Annotated in this window: 20 protein-coding genes; 9 read left to right on the top strand and 11 right to left on the bottom strand. The window is 65.9% G+C overall.

The features are described from left to right. Positions 1 to 115: 115 nt before the first annotated feature. Positions 116 to 1,123: a LacI family DNA-binding transcriptional regulator gene (locus tag ARC63_RS04745; RefSeq protein WP_057502661.1), complete on the bottom strand. Its 1,008-nt coding sequence runs from the start codon at positions 1,121 to 1,123 to the stop codon at positions 116 to 118. A gap of 95 nt (positions 1,124 to 1,218) precedes the next feature. Between ARC63_RS04745 and ARC63_RS04740 the strand changes: the two genes are divergently transcribed. The 5 genes from ARC63_RS04740 to ARC63_RS04720 all read left to right on the top strand — a co-directional run bounded on the left by ARC63_RS04740 (position 1,219) and on the right by ARC63_RS04720 (position 5,861). Continuing rightward, on the top strand, positions 1,219 to 2,271 hold the full coding sequence (locus ARC63_RS04740) for a sugar phosphate isomerase/epimerase family protein (protein WP_057502660.1): 1,053 nt from the start codon (positions 1,219 to 1,221) through the stop codon (positions 2,269 to 2,271). A gap of 27 nt (positions 2,272 to 2,298) precedes the next feature. After that, positions 2,299 to 3,516: an MFS transporter gene (locus ARC63_RS04735; protein WP_057502659.1), complete on the top strand. Its 1,218-nt coding sequence runs from the start codon at positions 2,299 to 2,301 to the stop codon at positions 3,514 to 3,516. A gap of 12 nt (positions 3,517 to 3,528) precedes the next feature. Continuing rightward, positions 3,529 to 4,653, top strand: a complete 1,125-nt coding sequence (locus ARC63_RS04730; protein ID WP_057502658.1) for a Gfo/Idh/MocA family protein — start codon at positions 3,529 to 3,531, stop codon at positions 4,651 to 4,653. 19 nt (positions 4,654 to 4,672) lie between these two features. Further along, on the top strand, positions 4,673 to 5,536 hold the full coding sequence (locus ARC63_RS04725) for a sugar phosphate isomerase/epimerase family protein (RefSeq protein WP_010483479.1): 864 nt from the start codon (positions 4,673 to 4,675) through the stop codon (positions 5,534 to 5,536). Positions 5,537 to 5,606: 70 nt separating this feature from the next. After that, positions 5,607 to 5,861 (top strand): c-type cytochrome, encoded by a 255-nt coding sequence (locus ARC63_RS04720; RefSeq protein ID WP_049455691.1) that lies wholly within the window; start codon positions 5,607 to 5,609, stop codon positions 5,859 to 5,861. 10 nt (positions 5,862 to 5,871) lie between these two features. On the opposite strand, the gene ARC63_RS04715 is transcribed toward ARC63_RS04720, so the two are convergent. The 6 genes from ARC63_RS04715 to ARC63_RS04690 form a co-directional block, all read right to left on the bottom strand. Beyond that, a complete protein-coding gene (locus ARC63_RS04715; protein WP_043396888.1) occupies positions 5,872 to 6,630 on the bottom strand; it encodes a 3-keto-disaccharide hydrolase in 759 nt (252 codons plus the stop codon). Then, complete coding sequence (locus ARC63_RS04710; protein WP_057502657.1) at positions 6,630 to 7,205, bottom strand: gluconate 2-dehydrogenase subunit 3 family protein; 576 nt, start codon at positions 7,203 to 7,205, stop codon at positions 6,630 to 6,632. Before ARC63_RS04710 ends, ARC63_RS04715 begins: the two co-directional genes overlap by 1 nt. Then, complete coding sequence (locus ARC63_RS04705; RefSeq protein WP_057502656.1) at positions 7,205 to 8,890, bottom strand: GMC oxidoreductase; 1,686 nt, start codon at positions 8,888 to 8,890, stop codon at positions 7,205 to 7,207. Before ARC63_RS04705 ends, ARC63_RS04710 begins: the two co-directional genes overlap by 1 nt. 27 nt (positions 8,891 to 8,917) lie before the next feature. Further along, complete coding sequence (locus ARC63_RS04700; protein ID WP_057502655.1) at positions 8,918 to 9,823, bottom strand: hydroxypyruvate isomerase family protein; 906 nt, start codon at positions 9,821 to 9,823, stop codon at positions 8,918 to 8,920. 211 nt (positions 9,824 to 10,034) lie between these two features. Next, the gene (locus ARC63_RS04695; protein ID WP_057502654.1) at positions 10,035 to 10,817 is read right to left on the bottom strand and encodes an SDR family oxidoreductase; all 783 of its coding nucleotides are present in this window, start codon (positions 10,815 to 10,817) and stop codon (positions 10,035 to 10,037) included. Continuing rightward, positions 10,814 to 11,140 carry a nuclear transport factor 2 family protein gene (locus ARC63_RS04690; protein WP_057502653.1) on the bottom strand — a complete coding sequence of 109 codons (327 nt, stop codon included), beginning with the start codon at positions 11,138 to 11,140 and terminating at the stop codon, positions 10,814 to 10,816. Before ARC63_RS04690 ends, ARC63_RS04695 begins: the two co-directional genes overlap by 4 nt. A 57-nt stretch (positions 11,141 to 11,197) precedes the next feature. Between ARC63_RS04690 and ARC63_RS04685 the strand changes: the two genes are divergently transcribed. Continuing rightward, on the top strand, positions 11,198 to 12,151 hold the full coding sequence (locus ARC63_RS04685; RefSeq protein ID WP_231298580.1) for a LysR family transcriptional regulator: 954 nt from the start codon (positions 11,198 to 11,200) through the stop codon (positions 12,149 to 12,151). Positions 12,152 to 12,274: 123 nt separating this feature from the next. On the opposite strand, the gene ARC63_RS04680 is transcribed toward ARC63_RS04685, so the two are convergent. Together ARC63_RS04680 and ARC63_RS04675 are read right to left on the bottom strand one after the other, a co-directional pair. Continuing rightward, a complete protein-coding gene (locus tag ARC63_RS04680) occupies positions 12,275 to 12,841 on the bottom strand; it encodes a single-stranded DNA-binding protein (RefSeq protein ID WP_057502651.1) in 567 nt (188 codons plus the stop codon). Positions 12,842 to 13,011: 170 nt separating this feature from the next. After that, positions 13,012 to 13,407, bottom strand: coding sequence for a hypothetical protein (locus ARC63_RS04675; protein ID WP_057502650.1), 396 nt, complete (start codon positions 13,405 to 13,407; stop codon positions 13,012 to 13,014). A gap of 138 nt (positions 13,408 to 13,545) precedes the next feature. On the opposite strand from ARC63_RS04675, the gene ARC63_RS04670 reads away from it, so the two are divergent. The 3 genes from ARC63_RS04670 (at position 13,546) to ARC63_RS04660 (ending at position 19,208) form a co-directional block, all read left to right on the top strand. Continuing rightward, positions 13,546 to 14,577, top strand: a complete 1,032-nt coding sequence (locus ARC63_RS04670; RefSeq protein ID WP_010483499.1) for a LacI family DNA-binding transcriptional regulator — start codon at positions 13,546 to 13,548, stop codon at positions 14,575 to 14,577. A gap of 131 nt (positions 14,578 to 14,708) precedes the next feature. Beyond that, positions 14,709 to 15,611, top strand: a complete 903-nt coding sequence (locus tag ARC63_RS04665) for an ABC transporter ATP-binding protein (protein WP_057502649.1) — start codon at positions 14,709 to 14,711, stop codon at positions 15,609 to 15,611. A 12-nt stretch (positions 15,612 to 15,623) separates the two neighbouring features. Further along, positions 15,624 to 19,208 carry an ABC transporter permease/M1 family aminopeptidase gene (locus tag ARC63_RS04660; RefSeq protein WP_057502648.1) on the top strand — a complete coding sequence of 1,195 codons (3,585 nt, stop codon included), beginning with the start codon at positions 15,624 to 15,626 and terminating at the stop codon, positions 19,206 to 19,208. A gap of 133 nt (positions 19,209 to 19,341) precedes the next feature. On the opposite strand, the gene ARC63_RS04655 is transcribed toward ARC63_RS04660, so the two are convergent. Both ARC63_RS04655 and ARC63_RS04650 read right to left on the bottom strand, forming a co-directional pair. After that, positions 19,342 to 19,635 (bottom strand): hypothetical protein, encoded by a 294-nt coding sequence (locus ARC63_RS04655; protein WP_057502647.1) that lies wholly within the window; start codon positions 19,633 to 19,635, stop codon positions 19,342 to 19,344. Next, positions 19,632 to 20,096 (bottom strand): GNAT family N-acetyltransferase, encoded by a 465-nt coding sequence (locus ARC63_RS04650; protein ID WP_057502646.1) that lies wholly within the window; start codon positions 20,094 to 20,096, stop codon positions 19,632 to 19,634. The genes ARC63_RS04655 and ARC63_RS04650 overlap by 4 nt, the downstream gene beginning before the upstream one ends. Between the last annotated feature and the right edge of the window lie 135 nt (positions 20,097 to 20,231).

Genomic DNA, 20,231 nt, shown 5'->3' with positions numbered 1-20,231 from the left:
CCAAGGCCCTTGCCGGGCTGCCTGCGGTGAGTCTGACAGCTCTGCGTCAATTCGGGATCAAGGTTGCAGAAGCCATCTGGCGACAATCAGTGAGGCAGCGCGCTCTGTCCTGCCCTCACCCGGCCCTGGGTGCAGCCGTCGAGCCCCGCAGCATCAGGCTGAAATCCAGCGTCTGCTGCAGCGGCACATCCACGTGTTCGATGATGGCAAGCAGCAGGTTGACCGCGCGCTCACCAATCTCCCGCATCGGCTGTCTGATCGTCGTCAGCGGCGGCGTGAGGTAGCGCGAGGAGGCCAGGTCGTCAAAGCCGACGATGGACAGATCCTCCGGCACGCGGATGCCCAGCTCCCGACAGGCCGCCAGGGTGCCCAGCGCCATCTGGTCGCTGAAACAGAAGACCGCAGTCGGTACAGGCGCGGCGGCCAACATCGCCATCGCGGCGGCATGGCCGGACTCCACCGAAAAGTCACCCGGCACGATGTTCAGCTGGCGCAGGCGTCCACGCGCCTTGCCGGCCGCCCGCACCCCTTCCAGCCGTTGCTGGTGCAGCGGATTGTCGGGGGGGCCACCGACCACCGCAATGCGTTCGTGTCCCAGCCCATACAGGTGTTCCATCACCGCGCGCGCGGCGGCGGCATTGTCGATGTGGATGCTGGGGATGCCCAGCGAAGGATCGAACTCGCAGCCGTTGACCACCGGCGCGGCGGCACCCCGCTGTTCGACGATGTCACGCGCCGTCGGTGGCAGGCGATGCCCCAGCACGATCATGCCGTCGGCCTCGTTGCGCCGGAGCATCTGCGCATAGCGCTCCTCGCGATCCGGTTGATGCTGGGTGTCCCCCAGCAGGACCGCGTAGCCAACGGCCTGCGCGGCGTCCTCCGCACCCTGCAGGATCTGGGCGAAGAACGGATTGGCGATGTCCGGGACGGTGACCAGGATCTTGCCGCTGCGCTGGGTCTTGAGCGTGCGGGCCACCGTGTTGGGCACATAGCCCAGCGCGGCGGCAGCCTGCTCGATACGCGCGCGGGTCGCCGGCAGGACTTTGTCCGGCCGCGAAAGCGCCCGCGACACTGTGCCTGCGGAGACGCCGACGTGCTTTGCGATGTCGTAGATGGTGGCCATGGCGTTAGATCTCCTGCCCGCTGTGCACTGCACAACAGGTCCTGCGTGAGCCCCTGCTAGGATAATGCAATCGATTGCATCGAGGGCGAATCACGTTGAAGACGCTCAAGGGTCCAGCGCTGTTCCTGGCGCAGTTCATCGGCGACACAGCTCCTTTTGATCGGCTGGACACGCTGGCCGGCTGGGCCGCAGGCCTGGGCTATTCTGGCGTACAAGTGCCGACCAGCGCGCCCCACCTGTTCGACCTGGCCGAGGCCGCACGCAGCCAGGCGTACTGCGACGACCTTGCCGGCATGCTGGCCGGGCATGGCGTACAGATCACCGAACTGTCCACCCACCTGCAGGGGCAGCTGGTCGCCGTCCATCCCGCCTATGACAGCCTGTTCGACGGATTCGCACCGCCGGAAAAGCGCGGCGACCCGTCCGCGCGCCAGGCCTGGGCAGTGGAGCAGCTGCTGCTGGCAGCCAAGGCCAGCCAGCGGCTGGGACTGACCGCACACGCCACCTTCTCCGGCGCACTGGCCTGGCCCTACTTCTATCCCTGGCCGCAGCGCCCGCCCGGCCTGGTGGAAGAAGCCTTCGCCGAACTCGGCCGCCGCTGGCGTCCCATCCTCGATGCGTATGACGCCTGCGGCGTGGACCTGTGCTTCGAGATCCACCCGGGGGAGGACCTGCACGACGGTGCGACCTTCGAATGCTTCCTCGACGTGGTCGATCACCACCCGCGCGCGAAGATCCTGTACGACCCCAGCCACCTGCTGCTGCAGCAGATGGACTATCTGGGGTTCATCGATCGCTACCACGCGCGCATCGGCATCTTCCACGTCAAGGACGCGGAGTACCGCGCCAGCGCCTGCAGTGGCGTGTATGGCGGCTACCAGGACTGGATCGATCGCCCGGGCCGGTTCCGTTCACTCGGCGACGGCCAGATCGACTTCAAGGCGATCTTCTCCAAGTTCGCCCAGTACGACTTCCCCGGATGGGCGGTACTGGAATGGGAGTGCTGCCTGAAGCACCCGGAAGACGGCGCACGCGAGGGCGCCGCCTTCATCCGCGACCACATCATCCGCGTGACCGAGCGCGCCTTCGACGACTTTGCCGACAGCGGCACGGACGCCGGATCACTGCACCGCATGCTGGGAATCTGAGCCGACACCGCCCCGGGAGGGCAAGCCATGACGCACGCCATGTCGCGCTTGGGCGCGATGATGTTTCTACAGTTCTTCATCTGGGGGGCGTGGTTCGTCACCCTGGGTACCTATCTGGTGCAGGGCCCGCTGCAGGCCAGCGCGAGCCAGGTGGCAACGGCATTCCTCAGCCAGTCCATCGGCGCCATCGTCGCGCCGTTCCTGGTCGGCCTGATCGCGGATCGCTACTTCGCCGCGCAGCGCATCCTGGCGGTGCTGCACCTGGCCGGTGCGGTGCTGCTGTGGCTGGCCTCCACAGCAGACAGCTTCAGCACGTTCTCCGCCTGCGTGATGGGCTACATGCTGCTGTTCATGCCGACGCTGGCACTGGCCAACAGCGTGGCGATGCGGCACATGCAGTCGCCGGAGAAGCAGTTCCCGCTGGTGCGCGTGGCCGGCAGCGTCGGCTGGATCGTGGCCGGTGTGCTGATCGGCTGGCTGGGCTGGGAACAGGCGCATCGGCTTGAACTGACGTTCCGGATGGCGGCGCTGGCATCACTGCTGCTGGGCCTGTATGCCTTCACCCTGCCGCACACGCCGCCGCTGGCGCAGCAGCGCGATGCCGGCCTCGGGCAGATCCTCGGGCTGGATTCGCTGCGGCTGCTGAAGTCGCGCGCCTATCTGGTGTTCTTCCTGGCCTCCATCGCCATCTGCATCCCACTGTCGTTCTACTACAACTTCACCAATCCGTACCTCAACGACCTGGGCGTGCGCGGCGCTGCGGGCCTGCAGTCGCTGGGCCAGGTCTCCGAAGTGCTGCTGATGCTGGCCATGCCGTTCCTGTTCGTCCGGCTGGGGGTGAAGACGATGCTGGCGGTGGGCATGGCCGCCTGGGTGGTGCGCTACGCCATGTTCGCCTTCGGCGATGCGGGCGGCGGTTTCTCCCTGCTGGTGATCGGCATCGTGCTGCACGGCATCTGCTACGACTTCTTCTTCGTCACCGGTCAGATCTACACCGATGCACATGCCGGCCCCGCCGCGCGCAGCAGCGCGCAGGGGTTCATCACCCTGGCCACCTACGGCGTAGGCATGCTGATCGGCACCTTCCTGTCCGGCGCGGTGGTGGAGCACTTCACCACTGCGGCCGGCCCCGACTGGCAGCAGATCTGGCTGTTCCCGGCAGGCGTTGCACTGGCGGTGCTGGTCGCCTTCCTGCTGCTGTTCCGCGACCGGCCGGCGGCCACGGCCGCGCCCTCCACGCCCTGAGGATCCCAGTCGATGCCCAAGCTTGGAATCGCCATCGTCGGCGCCGGCATGATCGGCGCAGTGCATCGTCGTGCGGCACTGCTGGCGGGTGCCGAGGTACGCGGCGTGGCCGCCTCGTCACCGCAGCGTTCACATGAGGCGGCGCAGTCCTGGAATGTCGCGCGTGCCTATCGGGATATCGAGGAGGTGATCACCGACCCGCAGGTGCAGGTCGTGCACGTCTGCACGCCCAATCACCTGCACCGCGCGATGGCCCAGGCTGCGCTGGAAGCCGGCAAGCACGTGATCTGCGAGAAGCCGCTGGCCACCTCGCTGGAAGATGCACAGGCGTTGGCTGCGCTGGCGGCCTCGCGCGGCCTTGTGGCCACGGTACCCTTCGTCTACCGCTACCACCCCGTGGTCCGCGAGGCGCGCGCACGCATCGCCCAGGGCGATCTGGGGCCGTTGCACCTGATCCACGGCAGCTACCTGCAGGACTGGCTGCTGGACCCGGCCAGCAACAACTGGCGCGTGGACCCCGCGTTGGGGGGCACTTCGCGCGTGTTCGCCGACATTGGTTCGCACTGGTGCGACCTGGTGGAATGGATCAGCGGCGAGCGTTTCGCCGAGGTCAGCGCGGCGTTCTCCACGGTAATCGCCGAGCGCGGCGCCGTCAGCGGGCAGAGCTTCAGCACGCCAACGGCCGCCAGCGCGATGCAGGCCGTCACGAGCGAAGACGTGGCTGCGGCGATGTTCAGGACCGACGCCGGCACGCTGGCGTCATTGACGGTCAGCCAGGTCTCGGCCGGACGCCACAACCGCCTCTGGTTCGAGATCGATGGCGCCAAGGCCAGTGTGGCCTTCAACCAGGAGGATGCCGAACGACTGTGGATCGGCCTGCCCGACCAGCGCGAGAAGATCTTCGTACGCGGCCCCGGTGCCGGCAGTGACGATCAGCGCCGCCTTTCCGTGCTGCCGGCCGGGCATGCACAGGGCTACGCCCAGTGTTTCGAGGCGTTTGTCGCCGACACCTATCGCGCCATTGAAGGCGAGCGGCCGCAGGGCCTGCCGACCTTCGAGGACGGCCTGCGCTCGGCGCAGATCGTTGACCGTGTCATTGCATCGGCCAGGTCGCGTGCCTGGACCACCATCGGTTGAATCCCGGGAGGATCTGTTGATGAAAGCTCTTTTCCGTAGAAGTGCGAGTCTCATCCTGCTGTTCGCCACCCTGCCCGCTTTCGCGGACGAAGCCGCCAGCACGCAGAAACCGATCGCGGTGCAGATGTATACCCTGCGCAACGCCGGGTCGCTCGACCAGCAGCTGAAGATCGTCCACGACGCCGGTGTGCACGCAGTGGAGACGGTCGGCACGCAGAACGCCAGCGCTGCGGAGCTCAAGCGGCTGCTGGACCGGTATTCGATCAAGGCGGTTTCGTCGCATGTGCCGCTGGCCGAGCTGCGCAATGATCTGGACGGCGTGGTGACGTTCAACCGGTCGATCGGCAACACCACGCTGGTGGTGCCGTACCTGGATGCGAAGGATCGGCCGACAGACGCCGCGGGCTGGACCGCACTGGGCCAGGAGCTGGGCAGGATCGCGAAACAGGTACGAGCCAAGGGCATGCGCCTGGCCTATCACAACCACGACTTCGAGCTGGTCGACTTCGATGGCAGCACCGGACTGGAGCTGCTGTTCGCAGCGGCCGGCCCCGACCTGCAGACCGAGCTGGACCTGGCCTGGGTCGCACGTGCGGGCCTGGACCCGGCCGTGATGCTGGGAAAATTCCGTGATCGCGTGTTCGCGGTGCACGCCAAGGACAATGCGCCCAAGGGCCAGGCTGAAGACGAAGGCGGATTCGCCGCCGTCGGCCAGGGCGTACTGGACTGGAACGCGATCCTGCCAGCCGCGGCCGCCGCGGGCGTGCACTGGTACATCATCGAGCACGACCAGCCGCGCAACCCGGCCAAGGTCATCCAGACCGGCGCGGACTACCTGCGTGAACACCTGGCCATCGACCAACCTGCTCGCGCACCGCGCTGATGCGAAGGAGCCTCGCTTGAACACTCGCCTGAAATTGAGCTTCACCCTGACCGCGGTCCTGTGCGGCGCGATGCTTGCGACCAAGGCCTGGTGCAAGGACGATCCTGCGGCCGGTGCGAAGCTCTACAGCGCAAACTGCACGGCCTGCCACGGTGCCGATCGCGCTGGCATGCCGGGCGCGTTTCCCGCGCTCACCGACATCAGCAAACGACTGCAGCCGGCGCAGATCAAGGACAAGATCAGGAAGGGCGGCGGATTGATGCCGCCCTTCCCGCAGCTTTCGCAACAGGAAATCGATGACATCGCCAGCTACCTGGCGAAATAGCGGGTGGGCGCTACAGTTCGCGCACCCAGATGTTGCGGTAGCTGACCTTGGAGTCATGCTCCTGCAGATAGAGCGGCGCGCACGCATGGGGCGCGTACGAAGGCGCACCGATGTACTCGGTCTTGCCTGCCAGCACGGTGTCGTCCTGGACCAGCACGCCGTTATGCAGCACGGTGATGCGCGCGGGCGACGTCAGGCCGCCGCCCTGCGAGAACCGCGGCGCCTTCCAGATGATGTCGTAAACCTGCCACTGGCCCGGTGCGCGCGAGGCGTTCACCCGTGGCATGGCCTGCTTGTAGATCGAACCCGCCTGGCCGTTGGCATACGTCGGGTTGTTGTAACTGTCGAGCACCTGCAGTTCATACAGTTCCTGCAGGAAGATACCGCTGTTGCCGCGGTTCTGGCCGTCGAAGCCCTTCGTCTCGGTGGGGGTACGCCATTCGACATGCACCTGGACATCGCAGAAGCGCTGTCGGGTGCGGATGCCTTTGCTGCCCGGCACCACGGTCATCGCACCATCGGCGACGGTCCAGGGCACGCGCCCGCCCTGCTCTGCCTCCCACGCCGAGACATCCTTGCCATCGAACAGCACGATGGCGTCGGACGGCGCTTTGCCCGCGGGCGTTTCCACGACTGCAGGCACCGGCGTCCACACCTCGGTCTTCTTCGGGTCACGCGCAGCGTCGGCACCGTTCTGCGCGAAGGCAGGTACTGCGGCCAGCAGGCCGGTGGCCATCAACAGAGAGCGGATCATCAGAATATCGTCCATCAGCTGGTTCCCCACGCCGGCGTGCCGGGAACATAGGCAAGGTCGCCGTCGTAACGGCCCGGCACCGCGACGTACTGCAGCACCCCTGTCGCGCCGACCTTGGAGGTGAAGAAGCCGAAGATGGCCAACTGCTTGAGCATCGTGAAGTAGTGCGGCATCGCCTCGCCCCCTTCTGGTGTGCCGGTCTCGGTCACGTCGGCAGGGCGTGCCTTCGCTTCAGCGTCCAGCGTTCGCAGCAACCCGGCGCGGGCTTCCGGTGTGAGCGATACGAAGCGGCCACCTGCGCGTTTGTCGATGTCGGCCAGGCCGGCGCGAAACGCCGCCTGCTGCCGGGCGGTGTAGCAATCGCTGACGAATGTCGCCATGAACAACCCGGCACCGGCGTCCTTCGCACCAGGTGTCCGGGTCCGCGGCAGGACGGTCTCGGCGATCTCGTCCAGCGTGCCGACATCGGCATCGGAGAAATGGATCTTCGTGGCGCCCGCCGGTGCCTGCCCCTGCACAAGCGCAGGCAATCCAACCATGGCCGCGCCGGTGGCGGCGACGATCATCTTCAGCAGTTCGCGACGATCCATCAGAGGTTCCCCGCTTTCAGTTCGCGTACCGCGTGGTCGGCCGCGCGCGCGGTCAGCGCCATGTAGGTCAGCGAGGGATTCACGCAGGCGCTGGAGGTCATGCAGGCACCGTCGGTCACATAGACGTTGGGAGCATCCCAGACCTGGTTGTGCTGGTTCAGTACCGAGCTCTTGCGATCACGTCCCATGCGCGCGGTCCCCATCTCGTGGATGCCCTTGCCCGGGGCATAGTCGTTGTCGTGCATCTTCACGTCCTTGACGCCGGCCGCCTCCAGCATCTCGGCAGCATCGGCGGCCATGTCCTTGCGCATCGCCAGTTCGTTGGCACGCATGGCAACGTCCATCGCCAGCACCGGCAGCCCCCACTTGTCCTTGCGGTCGTGGTCCAGGCGGATTGTATTGTCGTGGTGCGGCAGCATTTCACCGAACCCGGTCATGCCGATGCGCCAGTCACCCGGCACGGTCAGCGCTTCCTTCAGGTCGGCGCCGATGTTCAGCTCGGCGATCTCGCGCGACCAGCCGTTTCGGCTGGCACCGCCCTGGTAGCCGAACCCGCGCAGGTAGCCACGCTTGTCGGCTGCGACGTTGCGGAAGCGCGGAATGTAGAAACCGCAGGGACGGCGGCCGAAGTAGTACTTGTCTTCGTAGCCCTCGACCCGGCCCGAGGCACCCGCACCGAAATGATGATCCATCACGTTGTGCCCCAACTCACCGGACGAAGAGCCCAGCCCGCCGTCCCATACATCGGTCGCCGAATTCATCAGCAGCCACGTCGAGTTGAACGACGACGCATTGAGGAAGATCACCTTGGCGGTGTACTGGTAGGTCTGGCCGGTTTCGGCGTCGATGACCTCCACGCCACGCGCACGCTTGCGATCCTTGTCATAGAGCACTTCCTTGACGATCGAGAACGGACGCAAGGTCAGGTTGCCGGTCTTCATCGCCGCTGGCAGCGTCGCCGCCTGGGTCGAGAAGTAGGCACCGAAGGGACAGCCCAGGATGCACTTGTTGCGGTACTGGCAGTTGACGCGCCCCTGCTCGGGCATCGGCTTGGTGATGTTGGCGGTGCGCGAGTGGATCATGTGGCGCGTTCCGCCGAAGGCCTTCTTGATACGCGCGGCCACATCCTTCTCAACGATGTTCAAGGGAATCGGCGGCAGGAACTCACCGTCCGGCAGCACGTCCAGTCCTTCGCGCGTGCCGGCGATGCCGGCGAACTTTTCCACATGGTCGTACCACGGCGCGATGTCGGCGTAGCGGATCGGCCAGTCAGCAGCGATCCCATCCTTGAGGTTCGCCTCGAAATCCAGATCGGAGAAACGATAGCTCTGCCGGCCCCACATCAGCGAGCGACCACCCACGTGGTAACCACGGAACCAGTCGAAGCGCTTGGTCTCGATGTAGGGCGATTCCTGCTCATTGGCCCACATCCCTTCCAGGTTCTCGGCCAGGCCGTAGTCACGCATCAGCACCGGGAACTCGGCCTTCATGGCCTGCGTTGGACGGTTGCGGTGCGGGAAATCCCACGCCTCCTTCATCGCGTTGACGTAGTCCTTGACGTGCTCGATGTTGCGACCGCGTTCCAGCATCAGGACCTTCAGGCCCTTTTCGGTCAGCTCCTTCGCCGCCCAACCGCCACTGATTCCCGAGCCAACAACAATGGCGTCGTAGTGATTATCTGCCATGGGTTTCTCACCTGGGTGGATATCGTTTCAGACGTCGCAGAGGCGGATCGCCTCGCGCAATGAGGCAACGGGATCGGGCGCTGCAGGCGTAAACTCCTGCGCCAGATACCCCTCGAAACCGGTATCGCGGATCGCGCGACAGATGGCCGGATAGTGAAGCTCCTGCTGGTCTCCGATCTCGTTCCGGCCTGGCACGCCTGCGGTGTGGTAATGCTTGAAGCAGGCGTGGTGTTTTCCAATGGTGGCGATGATGTCGCCTTCCATGATCTGCATGTGGTAGATGTCGTAGAGCAGGCCGAAGTTGTCCGAGCCCAGCCGCTGGCACAGCTCCAAGCCCCAGGCCGAGTGGTCGCACAGGTAGTCGTGGTGATCGACCCTGGAGTTGAGCAGCTCCATCACCAGCACCACGCCGCGCTTCTCGGCATGCCCGAGGACGCGCTTGAGGCCAGCCTCGGCATTGGCCATGCCTTCGGCGGGGTCCATGCCGTTGCGGTTGCCGGAAAAGCAGATGAGGTTTCGATAGCCGGCATCGGCGACCAGATCGATGTGCCGCGTGTAGCGCTCCACCAACTGGTCATGGAACTGGCGCCCGGCAAAGCCCTTGGTCAGGCCCAGCTCCGCGCCGTTGCACATCGAGCTGTACACGCCATGGGCCTTCAACGTCGGCCAGTCTTCCGGGCCGACCAGGTCGATCGCGGCGAAGCCGATGTCCTTCACCGTCGCGCAGAGCTGGGTGACGGACAGCTGCGGGAAGGTCCAGCGGGCGACGGAGTGCTTCAGGTTGCCTTTGAGCGGCGCGGTGGCGGCGAATGCGGGCAGCGTGCCCGCGATTGTCGCGGCCCCCAGGCCAATGCTGCCGGCAACTGCGATGCGCAGCGCATCGCGCCGCGTGAGCCCCGTCGCCGGGGCCGGTCTGATCGAATGGACGGACATCCACCTGCCGGCCTCCCAACCGGTATCAAACGCAACGATTCACTGCAATGCAATCGATTGCACCATAGGGGAGGAAATTGTCTGTTTGCAAGTCGCGGTGCACGAAAGCTGATGCTGCGGGGCACAACTCCGCAGGAATCGCGGACAAAGGAAAGCCCCGCATGAGCGGGGCTTTCTTTCTGGGCGGTGGCAGCGGGACGACGCCTGTTGGCTACAGGGTCGAGACCGTGCCGCCGTCGATCCGATACTCCGTTCCGGAAATCGAGGCAGACCGGGGAGACGCCAGGAACGTGATCAGATCGGCCACCTCCTGCGGTGCCGCGGGGCGCCCCACCGGGATCCCCCCGAGCCAGTCCATGACCAGCCTCTTGCCCCCTTCATAATCGGTTCCCGCTTCTGCCGCGATCCGTTCTGCAAATTCCCGGGAAGCCTCTGTCTCGATCCAGCCCGGCGCAACGCTCAGCACGCGCACGCCCTTGGCGGTGACCTCTCTTGAAAGCGACTTGCTGTACGTCGTAAGTGCCGCTTTGGCCGCGGCGTACGCGGTGGTGGACTCCGGCAGAGGCAGCATGCGCTGGATCGAACTGACATGGATGATCACGCCAGCGCGCTGCGCGAGCATGGCCGGCAGCAAGGCGCGATCCAGACGAACCGCCGGCATCAGATTGAGGTTCAGCTCGGCAAACCAATGCGCATCACTGATCGCCGCGAAGCCGCCGCCTGGTGTCTTTGATCCCCCAAGCACATTGATCAGGATGTCGGCACCGTCCCACGCCTGCAGAACGGCCTGGGCGAAGATGCCGGTGCCCTCGGCCGTCGACAGATCGGCTGCCACGTACGCGACCCCTTCGACCGGCCGTGCCGGCAAGCTGCGCGCAGACGTCATCACCCGGACCCCGGCCTCGGCCAGGGTCCTGACCACCGCAGCCCCCACACCCAACGTGCCGCCGGTTACCACGGCCCGCAGGCCACCGAGTTGAAGATCGAAGCTCATGCAGTGATCTCCAGCGCTGCAATCAGGCCTCGTTGCAGTTCGAAACGGTAGGTCAGCAGGATCGGGCTGCCTGGAAAATTGCCGCTGACAGTGGCGCGGACAACGTGACAGTGTTCCTGCCGCGCGATGGCGCATGGCACGCTGGTAGCACGGTACTTGGCCGATGCCTCGGCCAGGAAGGCCTTGATCGCGTTGACGCCGGTGAGCGTGCGCCCGTCGTCCTTGAGGATCGCCTGGGTGGTGAAGCAACGCCCGAGGGCTTCGGGGTCATGCTCGGCCGCGAAGTACGCGGCAATGGGCTCTGGGAGGGTCAGTGCATTCATTGCTGGGCTCCTGCAGTGGTGAGGCGCTCAGGATGTGCACGCAGGCCAGTTAAGTGAATGCCCTATAATCCGAATGGGTTATGTCGAAAAGTCTACCTAATGCGCGGATCCGAGTTCACTGAACTGAAGGCTTTCGTGGCGGTGGTGGAACGCCAGAGCTTCGCGCGGGCTGCGGAACATCTGGGGGTATCGCCCTCGGCGCTGAGCCAGACCATCCGCCAACTGGAAGGCCGCCTCGGCACCCGCCTGCTCAATCGCACGACCCGAAGCGTCGCGCCATCAGCAAGTGGCGGGCGACTGTACGCGCGCATAGCGCCGCTGTTCGAGGAGTTGGCCGTAGCGGTCGCTGAAACCCGCGAGGCGACCGGGCGGGTGAATGGGACGCTGCGCATCAATACGCTGGGCATCGCCGCGAGAACACTGATTGCCCCGCGGCTTGCCCGCTTCCACCAGGCCTACCCTGATGTCGTTGTCGACATCGTGGTCGACGACGCGCTCAGCGACATCGTCAGTGGGCGGTTTGATGCAGGCATCCGTGTGGGCGGGCAGCTCGAGAAGGACATGGTGGCCATCCGCCTCACTCCCGACCTGAACATGGTCGCCGTGGCGTCACCGGATTACGTCGCACGCCGTGGAACGCCGCGATCTCCAACGGAACTGCAGGACCATGCATGCATCAACTGGCGGCTGCAGAGTGACGGCAGGCAGTACCGATGGGAGTTCAAGAAGCGAGGCCGCCACCTGGAGGTCGCCGTGGACGGTCCTGTCGTCACCAATCACGCTGACGTCGGGATTGCGGCGGCACTGGCCGGCCTTGGAATCGCCTATCACTTCGAGCAGGATCGCGTGGGGGAACTGCTGGCCCAGGGATTGCTGGTGCGGGTACTGGCGGATTGGTCGGTCTCGCGCCCCGGGCTTTTTCTCTACTACCCGAACAGGCGGCATCGCCCCGCCCTGCTGGGGGCGTTCATTGATTGCCTGCTGGACCAGGGCGTGTTCTGCAATCGGTGACAACATCGAGGAACGTCCGCATCGGCGGCCGTCGGACAACAGGATCCCGGCAGGGCCTCAAAAACGACAAGGGCCCCAGGCAGGCATGCCAGGAGCCCTTGTCGGGATGCACCGAAGGTGCGCTTAGAACGGAATATCGTCGTCAGCGAAGTCGTCCATCGGCGGAGCCTGCTGCGGCTGCGGGCGCTGGTTGCCACCCTGGTTGCCGTAACCGCCGCCCTGGTTGCCGCCCTGGTTGCCATAGCCACCGCCCTGGCCGCCACGCTGACCACCGCCACCGCCGCCGTACTCCTGGCGCGGCGCCTGCTGACGCTGCGGGCGATCGCCGCCGTAGTTGCCACCGCCGCCGCCTTCACCGCGGCCGCCCAGCATCTGCATTTCATCTGCAACGATGTCGGTGGAGTACTTCTCAACGCCGTCCTGGCCGGTGTACTTGTCGTAGCGCAGGCTGCCTTCGACGTAGACCGAGCTGCCCTTGCGCAGGTACTCGCCGGCGATCTCGCCGAGCTTGCCGAAGAACACCACGCGGTGCCATTCGGTACGTTCCTGCTGGTTGCCATCCTTGTCCTTGCGGACGCTGGTGGTGGCCAGGCTGATGCGGGTGATCGCCATGCCGCTCTGGGTGTACTTCACGTCCGGGTCGTTGCCGAGATTGCCGACCAGGATGACTTTGTTGATGCCGCGCGCCATAGATGGATTCTTCCGTTGTCCGGGGCTGGACCAGTGATAGCACACCCGACGGGGTGCCGATACGCTGGACCTCCCACGGTTGCGAATGGGGGATATCGGAACGATGCATCTTACCATTCCCTTCGCCCCCGGCCCGTCGGGAATCCGGCCGATCCGGGTCGGAACCGACCTCAACGAAGCAGGGGGCGATCCAGCAGCAAGCCGGTGACCCGTGTGACCTCCCCCACCGCCACCACCCTTGGCCCTTCATGGCAGTGGAAGCGCACGCCGGGCCGGATACGCTCCCGGTGCAGCCCCGCCCTGAGCACCTCATTGACCACGGTCAGGCCGGCCAGCAGGGGCTCGCCCACCGGCAGCGGCAGCTCGGTCGCCCAGCTGTCGCCCTCGGCGTGCCGGAAGTCGGGCCAGATCATGAACAGCTCTGGCGCCCCGGCGACAGCGGCGTAGGCGAAGTCCCAGCGGATACCGTTCCGGGCCGGGCTGCGTCGCCCGCCCTCCTCCGGCGCGAGGATACGGATCCGCGCCTCGAAATCATCCGGAACATCCGGGTACAGGCGAAAAGACACCGCTTGGCTCCATCAGGCTGTGGCACTGACCGTCGCATGCCTGCGACCTTGACCACAAGCAGCATCGGGCGGGACTGCCTGCAGCCCCCCCATGGCATCATGCCCAGGCACCTTTTCCCCAGCCCCTTCCGCGCGCCCATGACGATCAAAGGCAAAGCCACCTCCCTGGACATCGCCCACTTGGCCGGGGTCTCCCAGCCCACCGTGTCGCGGGCCCTGCGGGGCAGCCCGATGGTCAATGCCGAGACCCGCGAGCGCATCCTGCGCATCGCCCGCGAGCTGAACTACAAGGTCGACAAGAACGCCTCCAGCCTGCGCCTGCGCAACGCCGGCACCCTGGCCCTGCTGTTCTTCGAGGACCCGACCAACGACGACTCGCTGATCAACCCGTTCTTCCATTCGATGCTGGGCTCGATCACCCGCGCCTGCGCGCTGCACGGGCAGGACCTGCTGGTCTCGTTCCAGCAACTGTCCACCGACTGGCAGGCCGATTACGAGGACAGCAACAAGGCCGACGGCATCATCCTGCTCGGCTACGGCGACTACCACGAATCGCGCGACCGCCTGCAGCGGCTGGTCGAACAGGGCACGCACTTCGTGCGCTGGGGCGCCGCCCTGCCCGGCCAGCCCGGTGTCTCGATCGGCAGCGACAACTTCCAGGGCGGGCATGACATCACCACCCACCTGCTGCAGCAGGGCTGCCGCCGCATCGCCTTCCTCGGCCATGCCTCCAGCCATTACCCCGAATTCCAGGAGCGCTACCGCGGCCATGTCGCGGCCCTGCAGGACCACGGCCTGGCCGCCGAACCGGCGCTGCAGCACGATGCGATCACCACCGAGGCTTCCGGCCAGGAGGCCTGCCAGGCGCTGCTGGCGCGCGGCGAACCGATCGATGCGATCTGCGCCGCCAGCGACCTGATCGCCATCGGTGCGATGCGCGCCCTGCGCGAGGCCGGGCTACGGGTGCCGCAGGACGTGGCGGTGACCGGCTTCGACGACATCCCGCTGGCGGCCTCGGTGTCTCCGGCGCTGACCACGGTGCAGCAGGACACCAAGCAGGCCGGCCAGCTGCTGGTGGAGCGCCTGCTGACGCTGATCGGCCGGCAACCGGTGGAGGGCCAGAGCATCCCGGTGAAGCTGGTGGTGCGGGAATCGTCGCTGCGCCGGTAAGCGCCACCAGACCTCCCGCCACGCCTCAACGTGCGACGGCGGAATTCTCCCCCCATGACCAACGGCGGATGCGCACGGAAGCCGATGCGCGGATAACGCGCAGACATCGCCCATGGAAAGGTGTACGTCGCATGCTGAAGATCGATTCGCTGTCCAAGACGTACGCCAACGGCGTGCATGCCCTCAACAACGTCACCCTGGACATCCCGCGCGGCATGTTCGGCCTGCTCGGTCCGAACGGCGCCGGCAAGTCGTCGCTGATGCGCACGCTGTCCACCCTGCAGGAAGCCGACAGCGGCACGGCCACCCTCACCATTCCAGGCGAGGCGCCGATCGACGTACTGCGCGACAAGGACGCGGTGCGCCGTCGGCTGGGCTACCTGCCGCAGGATTTCGGCGTGTACCCGAAGGTCAGCGCGCTGGACCTGCTGGAACATTTCGCGGTGCTCAAGGGCCTGACCCAGCGCGCGCAGCGCCGCGAGGTGGTCGATGGACTGCTGCAGCAGGTGAACCTGTGGGACGCGCGCAAGCGCAAGCTCGGCACCTACTCCGGCGGCATGCGCCAGCGCTTCGGCATCGCCCAGGCGCTGCTGGGAGACCCGCGGCTGGTGATCGTCGATGAGCCCACCGCCGGCCTCGACCCGGAAGAACGCAACCGCTTCCTCAACCTGCTGGCGGCCATCGGCGAGAACGTGGCGGTGATCCTGTCCACCCACATCGTCGAAGACGTGACCGATCTGTGCCCGACGATGGCGATCATGAACAAGGGCCAGGTGCTGCTGACCGGCCGCCCCAGCGAAGCGATCGACGCCCTGCAGCACCAGGTCTGGCGCAAGCAGGTCGATCCTTCGGAACTGGCCGACCACGAGGCACGCTACGTGGTGCTGTCCACCCGCCTGGTCGGTGGTCGCCCGGTGATTCACGTACACAGCGCCAATGACCCCGGCGACGGCTTCGCCGCCGTAGCCCCCGACCTCGAGGACGTGTACTTCCAGCGCCTGCGCCTGCAGGCCCGTGCCCGCGCGGCAGCCTGAGCGGAGCACGCCATGATCCTCAACTTCTTCCGCTTCGAGCTGCGCGAGCAGCTGCGCTCCCCGCTGCTGTGGCTGCTGGCCGGGCTGTTCGCCCTGCTTGCCTTCGCCGCCGCGTCCAGCGACGCGGTGCAGATCGGCGGTGGCGCCGGCAACGTGCACAGCAACGCGCCCACCGTGATCGCACAGATGCTGGGCATCTTCACCCTGCTCGGCATGCTGGTCACCGCGCTGTTCGTCAGCAACGCGCTGTTGCGTGACTTCGAACTCGGTACCGCTGAACTGATCTTCGCCAGCCCGGTGAAACGCCGCGACTACCTGGCCGGGCGCATCGCCGCCGCCCTGGCGGCAGGCCTGCTGGTCTACGTGCTGATCGCGTTCGGCCTATGGCTGGCACCATTCATGCCGTGGGTCGATCCCGAACGCATGGGCCCGATCAGCTGGCAGGGCTATGCGTGGACGTTCGCAGTCATCGTCATTCCCAACCTGTTGTTCACCACCGCGCTGCTGTCGCTGCTGGCGGCGCTGACCCGCTCGATCCTGTGGGTCTACATCGGCCTGGTGGCCTACCTGGTGCTGTATGGCGCCAGCGCGGCCCTGCTGCGCGACATCGACAACACGTGGATCGCGGTGCTGAGCGAACCGCTGGGCATGCGCGCACTGGGCCGCACGATCCGCTACTGGTCCACCGCCGAGCGCAACAACGGGATTCCCGAGCTGGCCGGTTACCTGCTGGCCAACCGCGCCCTGTGGTTGGGTGTGGCTGCCGTACTGTTCGCCGCCACCTTCGCGCTGTTCCGCACCGAACGCAGCGGCAGTGGCCGTCGGCGCTGGGGCCGCAGGCCGGCGCAGCCGGTTGCCGATGCCGCCGGCATCCGCCCCAGCCGCGCGACACTGCCGCGCGTGGTACCGGCGTTCACTGCCACCACCGCGTGGCAGCAGTTCCTGCGCCAGGTCCGCTTCGATACACGCGGCGTCCTGCGCAGCGTGCCGTTCATCGTGCTGCTGATACTGGGCCTGGCCAACTTCCTGCCCAGCGCGCTGTTCCGGCAGACCCTGTACGGCACCTCGATCTGGCCGGTCACCTCGCAGATGATCATGGGGCTGCAGGGCGCCTTCAGCTGGCTGCTGGTGATCATCGTGTTGTTCTTCGCCGGTGAGCTGGTCTGGAAGGAACGCAGCGCGCGCATCAATGAAGTGACCGATGCCATGCCGGTGCCGAACTGGGTGCCGCTGCTGGCCAAGTTCACCGCACTGCTGGCCGTGATCGTCTGTTTCCAGGCCGCCGGCGCGCTGGCGGCGATGGGCGTGCAGCTGGCCAAGGGTTACACGCATCTGGAGCCGCTGCTGTACCTGCGCAGCCTGGCGCTGGATTCGGTGGTCTACATCCTCATGGGGGGCCTGGCGCTGGTGCTGCAGGTGCTCACCAACAACAAGTTCGTCGGTTACGCATTGCTGATCGTGGTGATGATCGGTCAGGGTGTGCTGGGCATGCTCGACTACACGCAGAACCTGTACAACTTCGGCAGCTGGCCCAACGCACCCTATTCGGACATGAACGGCTACGGCCACTTCCTGACCGGGCAGCTGGCATTCCAGGGCTACTGGGCCCTGTTCCTGCTGACCTTGATGTGCCTGGCGTCGGCCTTCTGGGTACGAGGTGTCAGCCAGGGCCTGCGCCAGCGCCTGGCCCTGGCCGGCCGTCGCCTGCGCGGCCCGACCGGCGCCTTCGCCGCGGTGGCCGCGCTGGCGTTCGTCGGCGTGGGCGGCTGGCTGTACTGGAGCACCAACATCCGCAACGAGTTCCTTTCTCCGGACCAGCAGCTGGACCTGCAGGCCCGCTACGAGCGCGAGCTGTCGAAGTACCGCAACCTGCCGCAGCCCCGCATCGTGGCGGTGGACAACCGCGTGGACCTGTCCCCCGAATCGCAGTCGATGGTGATCGATGCGAACTGGACGGTACGCAACACCCACGCCACGCCGATCCAGGACGTGCACGTCTCGATGGGCGATGACAAGCAGCTGATCGCGGTCGACCTGGGTGGGCAGACACTTTCGATGCATGACGCCGATCTCGGCTACCGCATCTACCGCCTGCAGAAACCGCTGCAACCGGGTGAAACCCGCAGCGTACATTTCCGGGTGGTGCAGAAGCCCAACGGCATCACCGCCGGCCAGGCACCAAGCAACATCGTCGACAACGGCACCTTCTTCAACAGCCGCGTACTGCCGTCGTTCGGCTACAACGAGGGCGCGGAGATCACCGACCGCAACGAGCGGCGCAAGCGCGACCTGGGTGAGCCGCGGCGCATGCCCAAGCTGGAAGACGAAGCCGCGCGTGCCAACACGTACATCTCCAACGATGCCGACTGGCTCGACTTCCGCACCACGATCTGCACGGCACCAGACCAGGTGGCGCTGGCCCCGGGCTATCTGCAGCATGAGAGCACGGTCAATGGCCGGCGCTGCTTCAGCTATGCCATGGACCGGCCGATGCTGAACTTCTACGCCTATCTGTCGGCGCGCTGGGAGGTGCGCAAGGCAAAGTACAAGGACATCCCGATCGAGGTCTACTTCGACCCGGCGCACGGCTACAACGTGGACCGGATGATCGAGGCGGTGCAGAAATCGCTGGCCTACTACGAGGCGAACTTCACCCCGTACCAGCATCGCCAGGTGCGCATCATCGAGTTCCCGGGCTATGCGCGCTTCGCGCAGTCGTTCGCCAACACCATCCCCTACTCCGAGGCCATCGGTTTCATCGCCGACCTGCGTGACCCGGACAAGGTGGACTACGTGTTCTATGTGACCGCGCACGAGATCGCACACCAGTGGTGGGCGCACCAGGTGATCGGTGCCAACGTGCAGGGCGCGACGGTGCTGTCCGAATCGCTTTCGCAGTATTCGGCACTGATGGTGATGGAGCAGGAGTACGGCCGCCAGCACATGCGCCAGTTCCTCAAGCGCGAACTGGACGGCTACCTGTCCGGGCGTGGTGGCGAGGCCATCGAGGAACAGCCGCTGGAACGTGTGGAGAACCAGCAGTACATCCACTACCAGAAGGGTTCGCTGGTGTTCTACCGGCTGCGCGAGGAGATCGGCGAGCAGGCGCTTAACCGGGCATTGAAGCGTTTCCTGCAGGACAAGGGTTACCAGCAACCGCCCTACACCACCTCGCGCGAATTGCTGGCCTACATCCGCGCCGAGACCCCGGCCGACCGCCAGCCGCTGGTTACCGACCTGTTCGAGAAGATCAGTTTCTACGACAACCGGGTGATGGTCGCCAGCGCCCGCAAGCGCGATGACGGCCGCTACGACGTGACCCTGGACCTGCATGCTGCCAAGCAATATGCCGACGGCAAGGGCCAGGAAAGCGACGGGAAGATGGATGACTGGATCGAGATCGGCGTGTTCGCCAACGGGCCTTCAGGCAAGGAACGCGACCAGAGAGTGCTGTACCTGCAGCGTCATCACATCACCAGCGCCGATCCGAAGATCACGGTGACCGTGGATGAAAAGCCGGATGAAGCGGGCTTCGATCCGTATAACAAGCTGATCGACCGGGTGAGCGACGACAACCGGCGCAAGGTGACGATGTGAGGCAACGTGGCGCCGGCCTGTGCGCCGGCGTTCCACGCAACACGTGCGGGCTTGGCTCGGCCTTGCTGTTTGGCTTGGCCCTACTGTAGTGGCGAGCCATGCTCGGCACATTGTCTACGGCAGCCGCGAAAATTCAGTGCACCGCGGCCTTCGGCCCCAGCAATGCCAGCAGCACATAGACCACGATCGAGGCGACGGTGCCGAATGCTGCCGGCAACCCGAACGCCCACGCCGAACGGCCCTGCTGGCGTGCCCACTGGGCCAGATGCCAGGCCGCGCCCAGGTTGATCAGCCAGGCAATGACGAACACCGGCCACAGCACCATGCCCACCGCGCGCAGCAGGGGCATGGACACCAGCGCGGCAACGATCGCCGCGATCAGGAAGATCAGGGCCGAGCGGGGATGGCGCGATGTGGATGCGCTCATGCGGCCAACCTGCGCACCATCACCAGCACGCGATAGCTGCGGTTGTCGGCTTCCTGCAGCGGCTTCCAGCCCAGCCGAGCGTACAGGCCGCCATCCAGCGCTTCGGTCTGTAGATACAACTCGGAAACGCCCATCCGAACCGCCTGCGCCGCTGCCTGCTCGACCAGCCCACTGGCCAGCCCGCGGCCCCGATGGCTATCGGCCACGAACACGCTGCCCAGCCAGTGCTCATACTGCGGGAATGCCTGCATCTCTCTGCGCTTGAGCTGCACGGCACCAACCAACTGGTCTCCATCGAAGGCGGCAATCAGGTGCGGGAAACCTCCGGCGTCCTGCGGCGGATTGAGCCGCTGCAGTTCCTGTTCCAGCGACAGGCCGGCGTCCTGGCCCCATTCCGCGTGGTACCACTGGGCCAATTGCTGCCGTGCCGGTGCGTCGGCAGGTAATACCCTGAATTCCATGGCAATGCCTTGATCCCGATATTGCCCAAGAGGATCACGGACGGCGCTCGAAGGGAAGCCCTCTGTGGAGTCGAGCCATGCTCGACTCATCAGGCCATGTGCGAAAGGCAGTCAAGCATGGCTTGTATGTTCCTC

Origin of the sequence: Stenotrophomonas geniculata ATCC 19374 = JCM 13324 (genome assembly GCF_001431625.1) — a bacterium.
GTDB lineage: Bacteria > Pseudomonadota > Gammaproteobacteria > Xanthomonadales > Xanthomonadaceae > Stenotrophomonas > Stenotrophomonas geniculata.
Note: the sequence above shows the minus strand (reverse complement) of the source record. Positions and strands in the feature narration are given on the sequence as shown.